We start from the raw sequence: 16,597 nt of genomic DNA on the forward strand, positions 1-16,597 counted from the left end.
AGGGTCTGCGGAGCAATCTGACCATCGCGGGCATCGGACTGGCCGCGGTGCTGGTCGGTGGCATCCTGCTGGGCGCACTGTCCTGGTGGTTCACCAAGTGGCAGCTGACCGATGATGCGATCCGGGTCGACAGTGGGTTCCTGTTCCGGCGTACCCGGATCATCCGGTTCGACCGGATCCAGGCGATCGACGTGGCGCAGCCGTTCGTCGCCCGCCTGTTCGGGATGGCGGAGCTGCGGATGGACGTCGCCGGCGGCGGCAAGAGCGACGGCAAGCTCAGCTACTTCACGTACGAGGAGGCCGGCCGGCTGCGCACCACACTGCTGGTCAGAGCCAAGGGCCAGCAGGTCGCCGAGCAGCAGACCGACCAGGTCGAGTTGAAGCCGTTGCTGGTGGTCCCGACCGGCCGCCTGCTCGGTGCGACCCTGCTGTCGTCCACTGTCCTCGCCAGCGCGGGTGGTCTGGTCTGGTTGATCGCCGCAGCGACCGTGCTGAACTTCCACATCGGTCTGTTCGCCGGTCTGCCGCTGCTCCTCGGTGTGGTGCAGCCGATCTGGAAGCAGGTCGTCGGCAACCACGGCTTCACCCTCTCGGAGAGCGACCACGGTCTGCGCACCAAGCGCGGCCTGTTCGACGTCCAGCGGCAGACCGTGCCGCCCGGCCGGGTGCAGGGGTTGCTGATCACCGAGCCGCTCATCTGGCGTCTGCTGGGCTGGTCCCGCGTGGAGCTGGACATCGCCGGTGTGGCGGGCAACAAGGACGAGGGCGACAACGACCACGAGGGCGCGCAACTCCTGCCGGTCGGCGAGCGGGTCGAGGTGGCCGGCGTACTCGCACGGGTCCTGCCTGGCTTCGACCTGTCTCGCATGGAGATGCACCGCGCCCCGGAGCGCGCCAAGTGGCTGCGCCCGATCGGCTGGCGCTACCTCGCGTACGGCGCCGACGACCAGGTGCTCGTCACGGTCCGAGGCTGGGTCAGCCGCCGTACGTCGATCGTCCTGCACCACAAGACCCAGTCCGTCCGCCTGCAACAGGGCCCCCTCCAGCGCCGTCTAGGCCTCGCCAACGTCCACGTAGACACCCCGCTCGGCCCCACCGACGCCGTAGCCCTCCACCGCGACCAGTCCGAAGCGGCCGCACTGCTCCAGGATCAGGCCGACAGGGCGCGGGAGGCGCGGCGTACGGTGTCTTCGCCGTTTGCGGTCCAGACCCAGCCGAAGCCACCGAGTCCGGAGGGGTCCTGCAGTTCGGCGGCCTCGCCGGCTGACGACAGCTCGGACAAGTAGCGCAGCGGGTCCGTCTGAGCCAGGTCCAAGCTTGGACGGGTCGCACTCACTCCGAGGGCTCGCAGGGCGTCTCTCTGGAGCAGCAGGGAGCCTCCGAGCGAGTCCAACGCCACGTGGGCTGTCACGTCGCAGGAGCCGTCCAGCAACGGGTCGCACTCGCGGCCGTCGCGGAAGCCGGTCACGGTGCCGTAGGGCGGGCGGCCGGCGCGGAGATGGCCGTAGTCGATGGCCACGGCGACTGAGCCGTCGGTGAGACGGTGTACGACGTCTGCCCAGGCCTGGTCGCGGGCGGTGCCGATCTCGGCGCGGTCGCCTGGTTCGTGCAGGGGCCACCAGGTCTGCAGCCAGGCGAGATCGTTGCCGTCGACAACATTGCCGGGAGTCAGGTCGGCAAGGAGATAGCGAGGTACGCCGTTCTCGTCGAGTTCGGCGACGTCGCAGGGGATGTTGTCCAGCCATTCGTTGGCGATGACCAGACCGGTCAGGGACGCCGGCAGTTCGTCGTCGAGTTCGATGTCCAGGACGGAGAGGCCTTCGGCGCGGAGGACCTTGCCCAGTTCGCCGGAGCCCGCGCCGATGTCGACGACCTCGTCGGCTCCGACCGCGCGAGCGAGGCGGGCGATCGCCTGTCCGAAGAGCTCGGAGGCGTGCACCGACGTACGGAAGTGGGCAGCCGGTCGCTCGCGCCTGTAGAACCCGTCCGGTCCGTAGAGCGCCGCCTGCCAGCATTCCCGGAACGTCGTCATGCACCCAGCGGGACCGCACCGAACTGGCGCCACACGCCGTCCGAGCCCTCCCGCCACAGCCCGACCTCGGTGAGCTGCACGACCGGCGGAGCGTTCTCGGCCAGCGCGGCCTGGGCCTCGGCGACGACGGCCGGGCCGCCCTGCGTGGACGACGAGATGGTGAGGTGCGGATGCGGCTCCGGGAACTCACCGCCGTACGGCGGGCACTCGGGGAACGCCTCGAACACGGACAGCAACAGTGAACGCACGGTGTCGAAGGGCTCCGGCCGCAGCCACGCCGTTCCGTTCGGGAACTGGCCCGCCGTCGGGAAGCTCAGCTCGAACGGCCCGACCTTCGCCAATGCAGCCCTCAGCCGCTTCTCGTCGGCGTCGGTGGGATCGGCGACCCACGGGACCAGCACGGTGACATGCGGCGGGATCAGCTCGGTCAGCGGCACGTGCGGCCGTGCGGTCGAACGGGACACCGAACGCCAGCGATCGGTGTACGCCGCCAACTCGGGGACTGTGATCAGAATCGCGGACAATCCCCTCCGCGCAGCCCAGTCATCGCTCACCACGCCATGCTCTCATCACCTAGGCTGACCAGTGGATCGTCTGGTACCCCACCGCGGGACTGGAACGAAAAGAGTGAAGATGGAACGGATCGGCTTGGTCGGAGCCGGCCGGGCCGGGACCGCCGTGGGAGCAGCCTTGGCGGCCGCCGGACATCCCCTGGTCGGCGTCACCGCACGGTCGAGCGCGTCACGCGAACGCGCCGCCCGGCTTCTTCCGCATGTACCGGTGCTGACTCCCGGTGAGGTCACCGAACGCGCCGACGTGGTCCTGGTCGCCGTACCCGACGACCTCATCCGCGAAGTGGCCGCCGGACTGCCGTTGACCAGCGATCAGTACGTCGTACATCTGTCCGGTACGCACGGGCTCGCGCCACTGCAGGGTCTGCCGGCGACTCCGGTGTCGCTGCATCCCCCGATGACGTTCACCGGGGACGACCCGGTCAGCCTGGACGACGTGCTGTTCACGGCGACCGCTCCCGACGCGGCCCGGCCGATGGTCGAGCGGTTGGTGAAGCTGCTCGGCGCGCAGGTGCAGTGGGTGGCGGAGGAGAGCCGCGCGCTGTACCACGCGGGTCTCGTGCACGGCGCGAACCACCTGACAACGTTGCTGACCCAGGCCCTCGACGTACTGCGGGAAGCAGGCGTGGCAGATCCGGCCGCAACGCTTCGGCCACTGGTGACCGCAACCCTCGACAACACGCTGCGATCCGGTCATCATGCGCTCACCGGGCCGATCGCGCGGGGCGACATCGACACGGTGGCAGCACATCTGGCCGTACTGCCGGACCGGACGGCGCGCACGTACGCCGAACTGGCCCGGGCGACGGTCGAACTGGCGGCGGCGGACGGACGGCTGTCGCCGGAGGTGGCGGCCGGGTTCTACGAGGTGCTGAAGGGGAACCGGGGCGGCGACCCGGAGCGGTATCGGACAGGGGAGGCACCGCGATGAGACTCACCCAGACGAAGGCCGAACTGCGGGCGGCAGCGGCGGTCCGGCCCCGGGCGGTGGTGATGACGATGGGCGCCCTGCACGAGGGGCACGCGGCGCTCCTGGCCGAGGCGCGCGAGCGGGTCGGGCCCGAGGGCAGTGTGGTGCTGACCATCTTCGTGAACCCGTTGCAGTTCGGGCCCGCGGAGGACTTCGACCGTTATCCGCGCACGCTGGCCAGCGACCTGGCGGTCGCCAAGAACGAAGGCGTCGACCTGGTCTTCAACCCGTCCCGCGACGAGCTGTATCCGAACGAGCCGTCCATCACGGTGCATCCCGGCCCACTGGCCGATGAACTCGAGGGCATGGTCCGGCCGGGCCACTTCGCCGGCGTACTCACGGTGGTGGCGAAGATGCTGCACCTGACCGCGCCCGACCTGGCGTTGTTCGGCGAGAAGGACTACCAGCAGCTCACGCTGATCCGCGAGATGGTGTGCGATCTCGACTGGGACGTCGACATCGTGCCGGTGCCGACCGTGCGTGAGCCCGACGGTCTCGCGTTGTCCTCACGCAACCGCTACCTCGACGAGACCGAGCGTGACGAAGCGCTGGTCCTGTACCGCGCGCTGACCGCAGGCGCGAAGGCCGGCATGAACGGACCGGACGCCGTGATGGCCGCCGCCCAGGCCGAACTGGAGGCGGTGCCGTCGGTGAAGATCGACTATCTCGCCCTGCGCGCGCCGGATCTCGGCCCAGTCATCGGTCCCGGCGAGGCCCGGATGCTGATCGCCGCCCGCGTCGGTATGACTCGTCTCATTGACAACATTTCCATCACGCTCAGGTGAAATCGATTGATACGGTCGCCGGATGACGGTGCACATTGCCGCGCCTCCGGCGCCGGCGGGGTCACGGGGCTTTGACTCCCGCCCTTCCCTCGTCACTCCAGTCGCTTCGCTCCCTCCGCTCCTCAGTCCAGGGCGGGAGGCCCCGTGACCGGTCCTGCTGTCCCGCAACGGTTGTGTGCGCCCGAGCCTGGTTGGACCGACACCGTCGACGTGGTGGTGATCGGCTCTGGCATCGCCGGACTGACAGCTGCACTGAAAGCCCGTGAGCTCGGCACTGTTCTGGTGGTGACGAAGGATGTCGTCGCCTCCGGCTCGACCCAGTGGGCCCAGGGCGGCATCGCGGCCGCGCTCAGCCCGGAGGATTCGCCCGAGGACCATCTGCAGGACACCCTGGTCGCGGGCGCCGGCCTGTGCGATCCGGACGCCGTACGGGCGCTGGTGACCGAGGGACCGGATGCGGTACGGGACCTGATCGAGCTGGGCGCGCGGTTCGACACGCTGGCCGACGGAGATCTGTCGCTGACGCGGGAGGGCGGGCATCACCGCAACCGCATCGCGCACGCCGGCGGCGACGCGACCGGCGCGGAGATCGAGCGGGCGCTGGTCGCCGCGGTGAAGCGGGCCGACGACATCCGCCTGATCGAGCACGCCCTCGTCATCGACCTGCTGACCGCCGCCGACGGAGGCGTCGCCGGCGTCACCCTGCACGTGATGGGGGAGGGTCAACTGGACGGCGTCGGCGCGATCCGCAGCCGAGTGGTGATCCTGGCCTCGGGCGGTATCGGCCAGTTGTACGCCGCCACCACCAACCCCAGCGTGTCCACCGGCGACGGCATGGCGCTGGCGTTGCGGGCCGGCGCCAAAGTGCGTGACCTCGAGTTCGTGCAGTTCCACCCGACCGTGCTCTGGTTGGGCAAGAGCGCGAAGGGCCAGCAGCCGTTGGTGTCCGAGGCGGTCCGCGGCGAGGGGGCGTTCCTGGTCGACCACGAGGGCAACCGGTTCATGCAGGGGCAGCACGAGCTGGCCGACCTCGCCCCGCGCGACATCGTGGCGAAGGCGATCATGCGGCAGATGCTTGCCACCGGCAAGGATCATGTTTACGTGGACGCGCGCCACTTCGGCGACGAGAAATGGCGGGTCCGATTCCCGACCATCCTGGCGTCCTGTCGCTCGCACGGCATCGACCCGGTGCGGGAGCTGATCCCGGTCGCGCCGGCCTGTCACTACTCGTCCGGTGGGGTGTGGACCGACCTGGACGGCCAGACCTCGATGCCCGGGCTGTACGCGTGCGGTGAGGTCGCGTGCACGGGTGTCCACGGCGCCAACCGGCTGGCCTCGAACTCTCTGCTCGAAGGGCTTGTCTTCGCTCGCCGGATTGCCGCTCACCTTGCCGACGGCCTCCCGCCCCTGCGTGAGCCGGTGGCCGACATCCGCGTCCCCGGTCTGGTCGACGCGGACGTAGTCGACGAGGTGCAGCGGGTGATGACCGTCGGTGCCGGTGTCATCCGCAGTGCGCGCGGCCTGGCGGAGGCCGGTGCGACCCTCGGCAAGCTGATCGAGCAGCCGGCCGGCGAGCCCGGCACGCCGGGATGGGAGGCGACCAACCTGGTTACGGTGGCGTCCGCGCTGATCGCCGCGGCCACCGTGCGCGAGGAGAGCCGCGGCTCACACTGGCGCGAGGACCACCCCGATCGCGACGACCGGAACTGGTCGGGCAGTCTGGACCTGACCCTCCCGTCCGAGGGCGATACCGCGAGACCACGTACGACGTTCGTCCCGCACGACACCAAGGAGAATGCTCACCATGGATGAAGCCGTCGACCGGCAGTGGGTCGGTGACCTGGTGCGCGCCACCATCGAGGAAGACCTGGCCGGTGGCGCCGACGTCACCACGGTCGCGACCGTCGACCCGGACCAGATCTCGGTGGCCGAACTCGTCGCACGCGCCGACGGCGTGGTCGCCGGCCTGGAGGTCGCCGAACTGGTGCTCCGGCAGGTGGCCGCTCCGGAAGAAATCGAGCTCGAGTACTCGGTTCGTGACGGAGCGTCGGTGCGCAAGGGCGACGTACTGATGACGATCCGTGGCAAGACGCGCCAGTTGCTGACCGCTGAGCGGACGACGCTCAACCTGCTGTGCCACCTGTCCGGCGTCGCGACCCTCACCCGCCGATGGGTCGACGCCGTCGAGGGGACGGGTGTGGTCATCCGCGACACCCGCAAGACCATGCCGCTGCTGCGGTCGCTGGAGAAGTACGCCGTGCGCTGCGGTGGCGGCAAGAACCACCGGATGGGCCTGTCCGACGCGGCGCTGATCAAGGACAACCACGTCGTCGCCGCCGGCGGCGTGGCGGAGGCGTTCCGTCTGGTCCGCAAGGCTTACCCGGACCTCGCGGTCGAGGTCGAGGTGGACTCGGTCGACGACGCGCTGATCGCGGTCGAGTCCGGTGCCGAGCTCATCCTGCTCGACAACATGGAGGTCCCGCAGTTGCGGGAGGCGGTCGAGAAGGTGGCCGGCCGAGCGCGGCTGGAGGCCTCCGGCGGACTCACGCTGGATCAGGCCCGGGCGGTGGCCGAGACCGGGGTCGACTACTTCGCGGTCGGCGCACTGACGCACTCGGCGCCGGTGCTCGACATCGGGCTGGATCTGCGGGAATCCTGATGCTCCTCGCCGTCGCCGTCGAAAACACCAGGACGCTGGTCGGCCTGGTGCTCGACGGCACGGTCAAGCGACACTGGTGGGTCGGCACCGATCCCCGGCGTACGGCCGACGAGTGGGCGGTCCTGCTGCAGGGACTGCTGACCGGGGAGTCTCCCGTGTCCGGTATCGCTGTGTGTTCCGCCGTGCCGCATGTGTTGCACGAGCTCCGTGATGTGGTCGCGCGGTACTACCCGCACGTGCCGGGGGTGGTGGTCGAGCCGGGCGTGAAGACCGGGCTGCCGGTGCTGGTCGACAACCCGCGCGAGGTCGGCACCGACCGGATCGCGAACGCACTTGCCGCGGTCAATCAGTACGGCGCACCCTGCCTGGTCGTCGACGTCGGTACGGCGACCACCATCGACGTGGTCAACCCGGCCGGCGCGTTCATCGGCGGAGTGATTGCCCCAGGCATCGAAACCGCGACCGACGCGCTCGGCCTGGCCGCGGCCCAGTTGCGCCGGGTCGAACTCGTCCGACCACGCGCAGTCGTCGCGAAGAACACCGTCGAAGCCCTTCAGTCGGGGGCGATCCACGGTTTCGCGGCGCTGGTCGACGGTCTGGTGGGCCGGATCCGTACCGAGCAGTCGCTTGATTCCTCGACCCCGGTGGTTCTCACCGGTGCCCTCGCCCCTTTACTTGCGGGCGAACTGACCACCGAGATTCGTCACGAACCGTTGCTCACCCTGCACGGCCTGCAGCACGCGTTTGCCCGGAACAACCAATAGTTGCCTGATCGGGCAGGAGCCCTTGTGTCGTTGTGGTGACCGGGATCACCATGTGCTCAGGGGAAACCGGGGTTGGGGGAGAGCTATGAGGTCTGTTTATCGGGTACTGGCCGGTCTCGTTGCCATCGGCGTCGTACTGCAGGCGATGTTCATCGCGCTGGGCTGGTTCACGGCGATCAGTGACATGGACGACGGCCTGGTCATCGACAAGAACTACGACGGCAACACCGGGCACATTCTGCACGGCCAGTTCGGGATGATGGTGATTCCGATCCTCGCGCTGTTGCTGCTGATCGTGTCGTTCTTCGCGAAGGTCAAGGGCGGAGTCAGGTGGGCGCTCTACGTGGTCGGCCTGGTCGCGCTGCAGATCACGCTGGCGTTCCTGTCGTTCGGAGCGCCCGCGCTCGGCGCGCTGCATGGCCTGAACGCGTTCGCGCTGCTCGCGGTTGCCGCTATCGCGTCCCGGCGAGCCGCCGCCGCGCGGGTGCCGGCCGCTGAGACTGCGGCGGACTCGGGAGTTGACTCCCCGGGCTCGACGACCACCGTCTAGATGCCTTTGGCAACAAAGCTGGCCGAGCGGCGCCGGTTGCTGATCGCTGTCGCCGCGACACTGGTCGTACTGGCGCCGCTGGCCTTCTTCTGGCAGCGGAGCCTGATTCCGAACGACCTCTCCCCGATGACCATGGGGTACGCCGACTACGGTGGCGGCCCCATGGTCCATGCCCATCACGGCCAGGACGTCAGCGCGCTGAAGGGGCCGGCCGAGGGAACGCCTGACGTGGCGGTGGAGCTGACCGCCCGCAAGGAGAAGTTCGAGATCCCCGGGCGCGGGTCGGTGGACGGCTACACGTTGAACCACACGTCTCCCGGCCCGCAGATCGTCGCAAAACAAGGCGATCTGATCCAGGTGACCCTGCACAACGAGTCGATTCCCGAGGGAATCACCCTGCACTGGCACGGCGTCGACGTACCGGCGGCCGAGGACGGCGTCGCGGGCGTCACCCAGGACGCGGTCGGCCCGGGCCAGTCGTTCGTCTATCGCTTCGTCGCGAAGGACGCCGGCACGTACTGGTACCACTCGCACCAGGTCTCCCACGAACAGGTGAAGAAGGGCCTGTACGGCGTACTGATCGTGCAACCGAGCCCGACCGACGTGATCGCGGCCGTGCACACGTACGACAAGATCCGGACAGTCAACGGCGGGTACGGCGAACGCCGGGTGGCGGCACCGGGATCGACGGTCCGGGTGCGACTCATCAACACGGACAACGGGCCGATGGCTGCCTGGGTCGACGGAGCGCCGTACCGGGTGGTGGCGGTCGACGGGACCGACGTGAACGCGCCGACCGAGGTGAGCAACAAGACCGTGCTCGTCACCGCGGGTGGACGGATCGATCTGCAAGTGACGATGCCGCAGGGATCAGCCGTGCGGATCGGCCTGGGTGGTGGGCCGACCACGCTGGTGATCGGTGACGGCAACGCGCCGACCGGTACCGAACCGCGTGACCGGGTCGACCTGTTGAGTTACGGCTCGCCGAAGCGGCTCGAGTTCGATCCGGCGAAGGCCGACCGGAACTTCCAGTACACCATCGGCCGCCGGCCCGGGTTCTTCGACGGCAAGCCCGGGCTGTGGTGGACGATCAACGGGCACCAGTTCCCGGACGTGCCGATGTTCGTGGTGTCCGAGGGCGACGTCGTTCGGATGACGATCAAGAACACGTCCGGCCAGGTCCATCCGATGCACCTGCACGGCCACCACGTGGTCGTACTGAGTCGCAACGGCACGGCCGCGACCGGCAGCCCGTGGTGGACGGACTCACTGAACGTCGAGGACGACGAGACCTACGAGGTCGCGTTCGTCGCCGACAATCCGGGCATCTGGATGGACCACTGCCACAACCTGCCGCATGCCGCACAGGGCCTGGTCACCCACCTCATGTACACCGGCGTCACCAGCAACTTCCACCTCGGTGGTTCCCCGGGCAATCAGCCCGAGTAGGGCGTGCAGCTGGACAGGAGGTGTGCCGGTCAGTCGTAGTGCACCCGAGCGCACTCGCGCCCGGTATACGGCGTCTCGCAGGTGCACTACCTGTCGAGCTGCACACCTCCTCCGACGGTCAGGGCCTTGCGGAGGAGGTCGGGGAGCGAGTTGAACGCGGCGTCGGGTGGGGTGCCGGTTGCTGCGAGGGTCTTGGAGAAGAAGCATCGGGCAGCCGCGGCGAGGACGACGTCGAGGACGTCGGAGTCGGTCAGTCCGACGGCCTTCAGTTCGTCCACGTCCGCCTGGGTGATGGTGTCGGCGGCCAGCGCGACCTTGCGCGCGAAGGCCATCACGGCGCGGTCGACCGGGTCGGCCGGCGGCTCGTCGACCAGCGCCGCGACCTCCTCGGACGTGTAGAACTTGTCGGCCAGCACCTGACCGTGCGCGAGGCTGCAGTAGCTCGACTTCAGCGCGGTCGCGGCGGCCAGCGTGGCCAACTCGTAGCGGCGCAGGTCCATGGATTCCTTGATCGCGCCGTTGAGCTTTTTCCACGCGTCGTACACGGCCGGCCGGGCCGCGAACGTGGTGACGAAGTTCGGTATGTGACCTGCCGGAGCCCGGTTGCTCTCGAAGAAGTCACGGTCGGACGGTGTGTCGATGAATGCCATGCTGGTTTCCCCCCTTGTGGCTCCTTCACGGTAGGTCCGGCGTACCGATCCGGCAACGACGTTGGAGCTATTGCTCAGCTTGGCGCAGCAGTGCCGCGGTGGCCGCGGCGTGAGCCTCGAGGCCCAGGCGCCGGTGAGTGTCCAGCGCGGCGCGGAGCAGTTCACGCGCGGCGGCGCGGTCCCCGGCGGCGAGGGCAAGGTGGCCGAGCGTGTGACGGACGCTGCCGAGGAAGAACGCGCCCATGCCCCCGACCGCCAGCCGATCGGCGTACGGCGTCAACTGGTCGCGCAGGTCCGCGATCGCGCGCTGGTCGCCGAACTCGATCCAGACCCTGGCCCGGATCCCGGTCATGCCGATCCACAGGAAGTCCCGGAGCAGTGGGCGCTGCTCCGCCCAGTCGCCGAGCATGATCCTGGCCTCGTCGGTCCGGGAGCACGCGATCAACGCCAGCGCATGCAGGTCGCGCAGGACCAGCTGGTGCAGCGCGGCCTCGCGCAGCGCCGGTTCCAGCTCTGCCAGCCGGCCTTGGATCATGCGCATGGTGGCGAGCTGGCCGATGCCGAGAGCCAACGGCGCCATTGAGACCGTCGACTGCAGCATCACGATGCGCTCCAGCGCCGTCTCCGCGGCGGCGAAGTCGCCGACCGCCTGCCGTTCGAGCGCGAGCGCCGAGCCGGCGACCAGCAGGACCGGGACGAACTGGTGCTGTGCGGCGATCCGCTCGGCGCGGTGCATGTCGGCGACTGCCTGCTCCCAGGCGCCGCGCTCGGCCCGGTCGACGGCCCGCATACAGAGCGCGGCGGCGAGTCCGGAGACGTCGTCGTGCCGGCCGGCCAGGATCACGAGTTCGTCGGCGATCGCGGCCCTGCGGTCGAGCAGGTCGGGCCGTTCCATGGCCAAGTGGGTCAGTTGGAGGACGGGGAGCAGCTGTTGTGGTGAGCCGGCCTGCCTGGTCGTCAGCAAGGCATCGGTCGCGAGTGACGTCGCACGGTCCGCGGACTCCGGCTGGTACAGGAGTTCGACGGCCAGGGTGGCCTGGACGTGTGCCCGGAGCAGCGTCTCCGAGGCCGGCAGCGCGGCCAGGACCTGGTCCCACAGCTGGATCGCCACCTGGTCCGGCGCGGCGTAGTCACGCCACGTCCAGATGTTGCGTTCGCTGATCACGAGCAGCGCATGAGCGGCCGCAACGGCGTCGCCGCGGGCCAGTGCGGAGCGCGCCGCGTCGGCGAGCGAGACCCATGCCTCGACCGGACGCGCCATCCAGTGCTGGGCCCGGCCGAGACCGGTCAGCACCGCCTCCCGCTCTTCAGCGGTCGCCATCGGATCCCGGTCCTGCAGCTCGGCCGCCATCCGGAACAGCCGCAGTGCCTCGTCGTGCGCGGAGCGCTCGGCGGCCCGGCGAGCGCCCCGGTTCGCAAACGTCCAGGCCGATCGGGCATGCACGGATCCAGCGAGCCGGTAGTGCTCGGCCAGTTGTGCCGTGTGGGGTTCGAGATGGCCGATGCGCTGCCGTTCCAAGGCCTGCGCGGCTCGTGCGTGCGCCCGGGCGCGAGCGGGGGCGGGCAGCGAGCGATAGATCGCGTCCCGTACGAGCGCATGCGTGAACCGGTAGCGGCTCGGTGTCTCCTCCTCGAGCAGGCCACAGCGCAGCGCGGCCTCGACGGAGTCATCGACGGCCTCGGCCGTTACGCCCGCAGCGGCCGCGACCACGTCGAGGTCGAAAGATCGACCCAGGACCGCCGCAGCCGCGAGGATGTCGCCGGTCTCGTCCGGCAGCTGGGTCAACCGCTGCCGGACCACGTCGCGGACCCCACCGGGCACCTCTTGCCAGGACGGCGCGGCTGGGTCGGTCAGGTCGCCGGCATTGGCCAGCAGGCGGACGAATTCGTTGATGTAGAAGGGGTTTCCGTCCGTCCGGCTCCGGATCGCCGCGGCGACCTGGCGGTCGACGTCGACACCGGTGTTGAGCGACACATGTGCTCTGATCGCGTCCTCGTCGAGACCCGCGAGTTCAATCCGTACGGGATCGAGCCGGGCCAGGGCAGCCAGGACCTCGGCCACCGCCGTACTGATGTCAGCGTCCGCATCCCGGCAGGTGACCACCAGCAGGACCGGTACGTCGGCCAGCGTGGCGGCGATCCGGCGCAGCAGACGCAGGCTGTCCGCATCGGCCCAGTGCATGTCGTCCAGCACGAGCAGCGATGCGGGGCCGGACCGCAAGGCCTCGACCACAGTGCCGGCCAGCTGGAAGGTCGACGACGCCGCGTCGATCGGCGCCGGACCGGACAGCTGGAGTACGCCGGTGTCGCCGAACAACTGGTCCGCAGCTTGCTGCCATCCCCAGAGCGGAGCACTGGCATCGGGCTCCCAGCCGCCCCAACCGCACCGGAAGCCGGCCGCCTTCGCGTCCGTGGCCACGGCTTGCGCCAACGACGTCTTCCCGATACCTGGCTCCCCGCTGACCAGGACAACGCGGCCGCTTCCAGCAGTCGCCTCGTCCATCGCCCGCCGTACCTCGAGCAGTTGCTCCCCCCTGCCCGGCAGTGCGGCGGAGTCGGCGGAGGTCGGAAGGTCCAGGTCGGGGGATTGCCGCAGGACCGCCTCCTCGAGGTTGCGCAGTCCGATCCCCGGGTCGAGGCCGGCCTCGTCGACCAGTCGGCGGCGTGCCCGGCGCAACGCATCCAGCGCATCGGCCTGCCGTCCCGACCGGTAGAGCGCCAGCGCGAGCAGTGCCCACAGCCGTTCGCGCAACGGATGCGATTCGACGAGATGCTCGAGCTCGGGTGCGGCGAGGCGGTGCTGACCGAGCGCGAGCCGGGTCGCCCAGAGATCCTCGACGGCGGTCAGCCGCAGCTCCTCGAGACGAGCCGCTTCCGCTTGGATGGCAGGCGTCGTACTGGCCACGTCGGCGAAGGCATCACCCCGCCAGAGGTCCAGTGCGGTCCGGAGAAGCGTCTCCGCCTGGGCCGGATCGGCGGTGATCAAAGGCGACGCCTCGGCCAGCAGAGCGGTGAACTGCCGCGCATCGACGTCGATCCCGTCGAGCAGCAAGGCGTACCCCGGTGGCCGGGAGACCAGCACGTGGGCGGGCGCACGCGGCTCGCGTACAGGTTCGAGCAGGCGCCGGAGCCTTGCGATGTAGGCGTGCAGAGAGGTCATCGCCTTGGCCGGCGGTTCCTCTCCCCAGAGCAGGTCGACCAGCCGATCCACCGGTACGGCGTACCCGTCGGCGGTCACCAGGATCGCCAGGAGCGCGCGCTGCTTGAGGCCGCCGAGGTCGACGACCGACCCGCCGACCACGAGCTCGATGCCGCCGAGCACCCGGACCTGCATGATTCGCAGAATAGGGCGCACTGCGGTGCAAGCCGTCTGCAATTCAGCCGCAAGACACCGCGCGCAGAGTGGACTCGTACCGCATCCGCGCTCAGGAGGGCAGCCGTGACCGCAGCCGAACAACCGACCGAACTCGTCGACACCCGCGACATGATCGTGGTCCACACGGCCTTCCGGCGCGAGTTCCGGCTCGCGCCCGGCCTGGTTCGCGCAGTCGAGGACGGTGACACCCGGCGGGCCGGCACGATCTGTGCGCATCTGGAGTTCCTGACCAGCGTCCTGCACCTCCACCACACGGGCGAGGACCGGCTGCTGTGGCCGAAGCTGCTCGAGCGGGTGCCGGAGGAGCTGGCGCCGATCGTGCACCTGATGGAGGCACAGCACGAGCGGGTCGCGGCCGTGCTGGAGGACATCGAGCGGGTGCGTGCGCAGTGGCGCTCCACCGCACGGCCGGCGGAGCGGGACGAGCTCGCGCGGCTGCTGGACGAGCTCTACGTCGGTCTCTGCGAGCATCTGGACGCGGAGGAGGAGCGCCTGCTGCCGATCGCGGCCCGCAACGTCACGGAGGAGGAGTGGCTGCAGCTCGGCGAGGAAGGTGTCAAGGGACTCCCGAAGCCGGAGCTCCCTCTGGTGCTGGGGATGATGCAGTACGAGGGCGACCCGGAGGTCGTGGCCGAGATCGTCAGCCACACCCCGTGGCTGATCCGGTCCGTCGTCCCGATGCTGTCCCGCCGGGCCTTCCGCAAGCACGCACTCGCCGTCCACGGCACCGCCACGCCGTGATTGCCGGCATACCGATCCGGCAACGACGCTACGGACTCGGCACACTGGTCTGGGTATGGTTCACCCGGTCGGTTGTGAGGCAGCTGAGACGAGGTGGTCGGAGTGCGGCGGATGCTCGCCGCGGCGCTGGCGGTGGTGTGTGGCACAACAGTGCTGACCGCCTGCTCCTCGGATCCGGTTCCCACCGACGTGGCGGTCGGCTGGTCCGGTGACGGCCGGACCGCGGTCCAGGTCAGCTGGAAGGACGACAACGCCCCGAACCGGATCACGATCGAGGGTGTGCTCAGCGAGAGCCCGTCGTACGTGAAGTACGTCGGCGCGGGCGAAGCGAACAGCTGGGACATCCCGACGTCGGCCTTCCCGCCGGACGGGAACTACCGGGTGGCGGTCGCCATCGGGACCTCGCAGGGTGGGGTGACCAGCAAGCTCGCCCGCTCTGCCGTCTTCGACACCGACGGGCCGGTCGGGCCGAGTGCGGCGACGGTGGCACCGGCGGGCCGATCGGGCGCGCTGATGCAGTGGACGGTGCCGGTGGTGCCGCAGGACTTCACTCCGGACGACCCGCTGGATGTGAAGGGGCCGCGCACCCAGAAGTACGTGCCGATGGTTGGCAAGCCCGGTGAGCAGTTGCGACCGGTCGGTCCGGCGACGACGTCGACGCGCCAGGTGATCAACAGCCTCAAGCCGCCGTACGTGTTCCAGGTCCGGACGCAGAACGAGTGGAGCACCCGGCTCGGTGGGCAGGTGCTCGGCCTGACCAGCTCGATCAGCGCGGCGATGCCGGGACTGGCCCAGTTCAGCCTGCCGATCCGCGCCCGCGGCCGGGTCATCCTGCAACAGGTGGCGTGCGAGCCGGAGACGCCGTGCACCCAGCGACGGGCCACGCCGGCCGGGGTGCCGATCGTCGTACTCACGCAGGTGATTCCCGGTGGCCGCTGGACCCCGGTCGCCCGCGGTAAGACGACGGCGGGTGGGCACTACGACATCGGGGTTCCGACCGGTGGCAGCCGCCCGTACACGGTCTCGGTCCCGAACTACACCAAGCCCGGTCTGCTCACGAGTACGTCGAACAGCCGGCCGACGTACGTCCGCAACGTGGTCCGGGTCGTGTCGGCCGGGTTCGTCGGCGGGCTGACGGTCAAGAAGCGCGGGTCGACCGTCACCGCGTTCGCGACCATCAAGCCGGCCATGAGCTCGACCGCGACGCTGCAGGTGTGGAACCGCGTGCTGCGCCGGTGGGTCGGCGTCAAGGCGACGCCGATCCGCAACGGCCAGACGTCGCTGGCGTTCCGGGCGGGCTCGGCGGGGACCTTCGCCTACCGGTTCGTGCTGCCGGCCGCGACGATGTACGGCCGCTCGATGAGCGGGACGATCACGCAGCACCTGGTGCTATACGTCCGCTGACTCCGGCTCCCGCACCGCGGCGGTCTCCCGGTGCCGGCGGCGGATCCGGTAGTACGTGTACGCCGCGACCGCGCCGAGCGCGAGCACGACCAGGGCCCAGACCGACAACTGGCCGAAGATCTTGTCGGCGTTGTCGCCGATGTTGTACGCGACGATGCCGATCGTGGTCGCCCAGGCGATCCCGCCGGCCGCGTTGGCGGCCAGGAACTTGGGGTAGGGCATCCGCAGCATGCCCGCCATCGGACCCGCGAAGATCCGCAGCAGCGCCACGAACCGGCCGAAGAAGACCGTCCAGACGCCGTACTTGTGGAAGTACTTCTCGGCCTTGACGATCCGGTCCTCGGAGAAGTGGTGGAACCGGCGTCCGAGCCGCTCGAACAGGCTCCGGCCCGCCTTCCGGCCGATGTAGTACCCGACGGAGTCGCCGACGATCGCGCCGGTGGCCGCCGCCGCGATGACGAACTCGAGATGCAGGTTGCCCTGCGACGCCAGCAACGCGGCCGCGATCAGCGTCGTCTCACCGGGTAACGGAACCCCCATGCTCTCGACGCCGATGACAAGGCCGACCACCAGGTACGCGACGATCGCCACCCCGCCCGTCGGGACCATGATCGCGAGCGCGTGCAACGGTTCCCCCATGCACCC

At 69.6% G+C, this 16,597-nt stretch carries 14 protein-coding genes and 1 pseudogene; 10 read left to right on the plus strand and 5 right to left on the minus strand.

From position 1 onward, the window contains the following. Positions 1 to 47 precede the first annotated feature (47 nt). Positions 48 to 1,130 (plus strand): annotated as a pseudogene (locus tag E0H73_RS23310) (PH domain-containing protein); the annotation flags it as partial. 20 nt (positions 1,131 to 1,150) lie between these two features. Here E0H73_RS23310 and E0H73_RS46625 read toward each other — a convergent pair. Together E0H73_RS46625 and E0H73_RS23320 are read right to left on the minus strand one after the other, a co-directional pair. Continuing rightward, positions 1,151 to 2,032 (minus strand): SAM-dependent methyltransferase, encoded by an 882-nt coding sequence (locus E0H73_RS46625; protein ID WP_131360000.1) that lies wholly within the window; start codon positions 2,030 to 2,032, stop codon positions 1,151 to 1,153. Then, a complete protein-coding gene (locus tag E0H73_RS23320; RefSeq protein WP_131360002.1) occupies positions 2,029 to 2,586 on the minus strand; it encodes a 2'-5' RNA ligase family protein in 558 nt (185 codons plus the stop codon). Before E0H73_RS23320 ends, E0H73_RS46625 begins: the two co-directional genes overlap by 4 nt. Before the next feature lie 79 nt (positions 2,587 to 2,665). Here E0H73_RS23320 and E0H73_RS23325 point away from each other — a divergent pair, with 79 nt between their 5' ends. From E0H73_RS23325 to E0H73_RS23355, 7 genes are all read left to right on the plus strand, one after another. After that, positions 2,666 to 3,535, plus strand: a complete 870-nt coding sequence (locus E0H73_RS23325) for a Rossmann-like and DUF2520 domain-containing protein (RefSeq protein WP_131360004.1) — start codon at positions 2,666 to 2,668, stop codon at positions 3,533 to 3,535. Further along, positions 3,532 to 4,359, plus strand: a complete 828-nt coding sequence (panC, locus tag E0H73_RS23330; protein WP_131360006.1) for a pantoate--beta-alanine ligase — start codon at positions 3,532 to 3,534, stop codon at positions 4,357 to 4,359. The genes E0H73_RS23325 and panC overlap by 4 nt, the downstream gene beginning before the upstream one ends. A gap of 144 nt (positions 4,360 to 4,503) precedes the next feature. Further along, complete coding sequence (locus tag E0H73_RS23335) at positions 4,504 to 6,171, plus strand: L-aspartate oxidase (protein WP_131360008.1); 1,668 nt, start codon at positions 4,504 to 4,506, stop codon at positions 6,169 to 6,171. Then, positions 6,164 to 7,018 (plus strand): carboxylating nicotinate-nucleotide diphosphorylase, encoded by an 855-nt coding sequence (gene nadC, locus E0H73_RS23340; protein WP_131360010.1) that lies wholly within the window; start codon positions 6,164 to 6,166, stop codon positions 7,016 to 7,018. The genes E0H73_RS23335 and nadC overlap by 8 nt, the downstream gene beginning before the upstream one ends. Beyond that, positions 7,018 to 7,782 (plus strand): type III pantothenate kinase, encoded by a 765-nt coding sequence (locus tag E0H73_RS23345; protein WP_131360012.1) that lies wholly within the window; start codon positions 7,018 to 7,020, stop codon positions 7,780 to 7,782. Before nadC ends, E0H73_RS23345 begins: the two co-directional genes overlap by 1 nt. An 85-nt stretch (positions 7,783 to 7,867) precedes the next feature. After that, positions 7,868 to 8,332, plus strand: a complete 465-nt coding sequence (locus E0H73_RS23350) for a hypothetical protein (protein WP_202867522.1) — start codon at positions 7,868 to 7,870, stop codon at positions 8,330 to 8,332. After that, the gene (locus E0H73_RS23355; protein ID WP_131360014.1) at positions 8,333 to 9,781 is read left to right on the plus strand and encodes a multicopper oxidase family protein; all 1,449 of its coding nucleotides are present in this window, start codon (positions 8,333 to 8,335) and stop codon (positions 9,779 to 9,781) included. A gap of 86 nt (positions 9,782 to 9,867) precedes the next feature. Here the strand turns inward: E0H73_RS23355 and E0H73_RS23360 are convergent, their stop codons facing one another. Beyond that, a complete protein-coding gene (locus tag E0H73_RS23360; RefSeq protein WP_131360016.1) occupies positions 9,868 to 10,431 on the minus strand; it encodes a carboxymuconolactone decarboxylase family protein in 564 nt (187 codons plus the stop codon). Between the two features lie 67 nt (positions 10,432 to 10,498). Beyond that, the gene (locus E0H73_RS23365) at positions 10,499 to 13,765 is read right to left on the minus strand and encodes an ATP-binding protein (protein WP_165555791.1); all 3,267 of its coding nucleotides are present in this window, start codon (positions 13,763 to 13,765) and stop codon (positions 10,499 to 10,501) included. Between the two features lie 105 nt (positions 13,766 to 13,870). Here E0H73_RS23365 and E0H73_RS23370 point away from each other — a divergent pair, with 105 nt between their 5' ends. Both E0H73_RS23370 and E0H73_RS23375 read left to right on the plus strand, forming a co-directional pair. Next, positions 13,871 to 14,548 (plus strand): hemerythrin domain-containing protein, encoded by a 678-nt coding sequence (locus tag E0H73_RS23370; protein WP_165555792.1) that lies wholly within the window; start codon positions 13,871 to 13,873, stop codon positions 14,546 to 14,548. A gap of 111 nt (positions 14,549 to 14,659) precedes the next feature. Continuing rightward, positions 14,660 to 15,952 (plus strand): hypothetical protein, encoded by a 1,293-nt coding sequence (locus E0H73_RS23375; RefSeq protein WP_238164216.1) that lies wholly within the window; start codon positions 14,660 to 14,662, stop codon positions 15,950 to 15,952. On the opposite strand, the gene E0H73_RS23380 is transcribed toward E0H73_RS23375, so the two are convergent. Next, positions 15,938 to 16,591 carry a DedA family protein gene (locus E0H73_RS23380; RefSeq protein ID WP_202867523.1) on the minus strand — a complete coding sequence of 218 codons (654 nt, stop codon included), beginning with the start codon at positions 16,589 to 16,591 and terminating at the stop codon, positions 15,938 to 15,940. The two genes, E0H73_RS23375 and E0H73_RS23380, sit on opposite strands and share 15 nt — an antisense overlap. Between the last annotated feature and the right edge of the window lie 6 nt (positions 16,592 to 16,597).

Source organism: Kribbella pittospori, from assembly GCF_004331465.1.
Lineage (GTDB): Bacteria > Actinomycetota > Actinomycetes > Propionibacteriales > Kribbellaceae > Kribbella > Kribbella pittospori.

What these genes read in the sequence shown, in the direction of transcription:
- E0H73_RS46625 (WP_131360000.1), bottom strand. Translation starts at nt 2,032, where the DNA reads ATGACGACGTTCCGGGAATGCTGGCAGGCGGCGCTCTACGGACCGGAC.
- E0H73_RS23325 (WP_131360004.1), top strand. Translation starts at nt 2,666, where the DNA reads ATGGAACGGATCGGCTTGGTCGGAGCCGGCCGGGCCGGGACCGCCGTG.
- panC (WP_131360006.1), top strand. Translation starts at nt 3,532, where the DNA reads ATGAGACTCACCCAGACGAAGGCCGAACTGCGGGCGGCAGCGGCGGTC.
- nadC (WP_131360010.1), top strand. Translation starts at nt 6,164, where the DNA reads ATGGATGAAGCCGTCGACCGGCAGTGGGTCGGTGACCTGGTGCGCGCC.
- E0H73_RS23345 (WP_131360012.1), top strand. Translation starts at nt 7,018, where the DNA reads ATGCTCCTCGCCGTCGCCGTCGAAAACACCAGGACGCTGGTCGGCCTG.
- E0H73_RS23350 (WP_202867522.1), top strand. Translation starts at nt 7,868, where the DNA reads ATGAGGTCTGTTTATCGGGTACTGGCCGGTCTCGTTGCCATCGGCGTC.
- E0H73_RS23355 (WP_131360014.1), top strand. Translation starts at nt 8,333, where the DNA reads ATGCCTTTGGCAACAAAGCTGGCCGAGCGGCGCCGGTTGCTGATCGCT.
- E0H73_RS23360 (WP_131360016.1), bottom strand. Translation starts at nt 10,431, where the DNA reads ATGGCATTCATCGACACACCGTCCGACCGTGACTTCTTCGAGAGCAAC.
- E0H73_RS23365 (WP_165555791.1), bottom strand. Translation starts at nt 13,765, where the DNA reads ATGCAGGTCCGGGTGCTCGGCGGCATCGAGCTCGTGGTCGGCGGGTCG.
- E0H73_RS23375 (WP_238164216.1), top strand. Translation starts at nt 14,660, where the DNA reads ATGCTCGCCGCGGCGCTGGCGGTGGTGTGTGGCACAACAGTGCTGACC.
- E0H73_RS23380 (WP_202867523.1), bottom strand. Translation starts at nt 16,591, where the DNA reads ATGGGGGAACCGTTGCACGCGCTCGCGATCATGGTCCCGACGGGCGGG.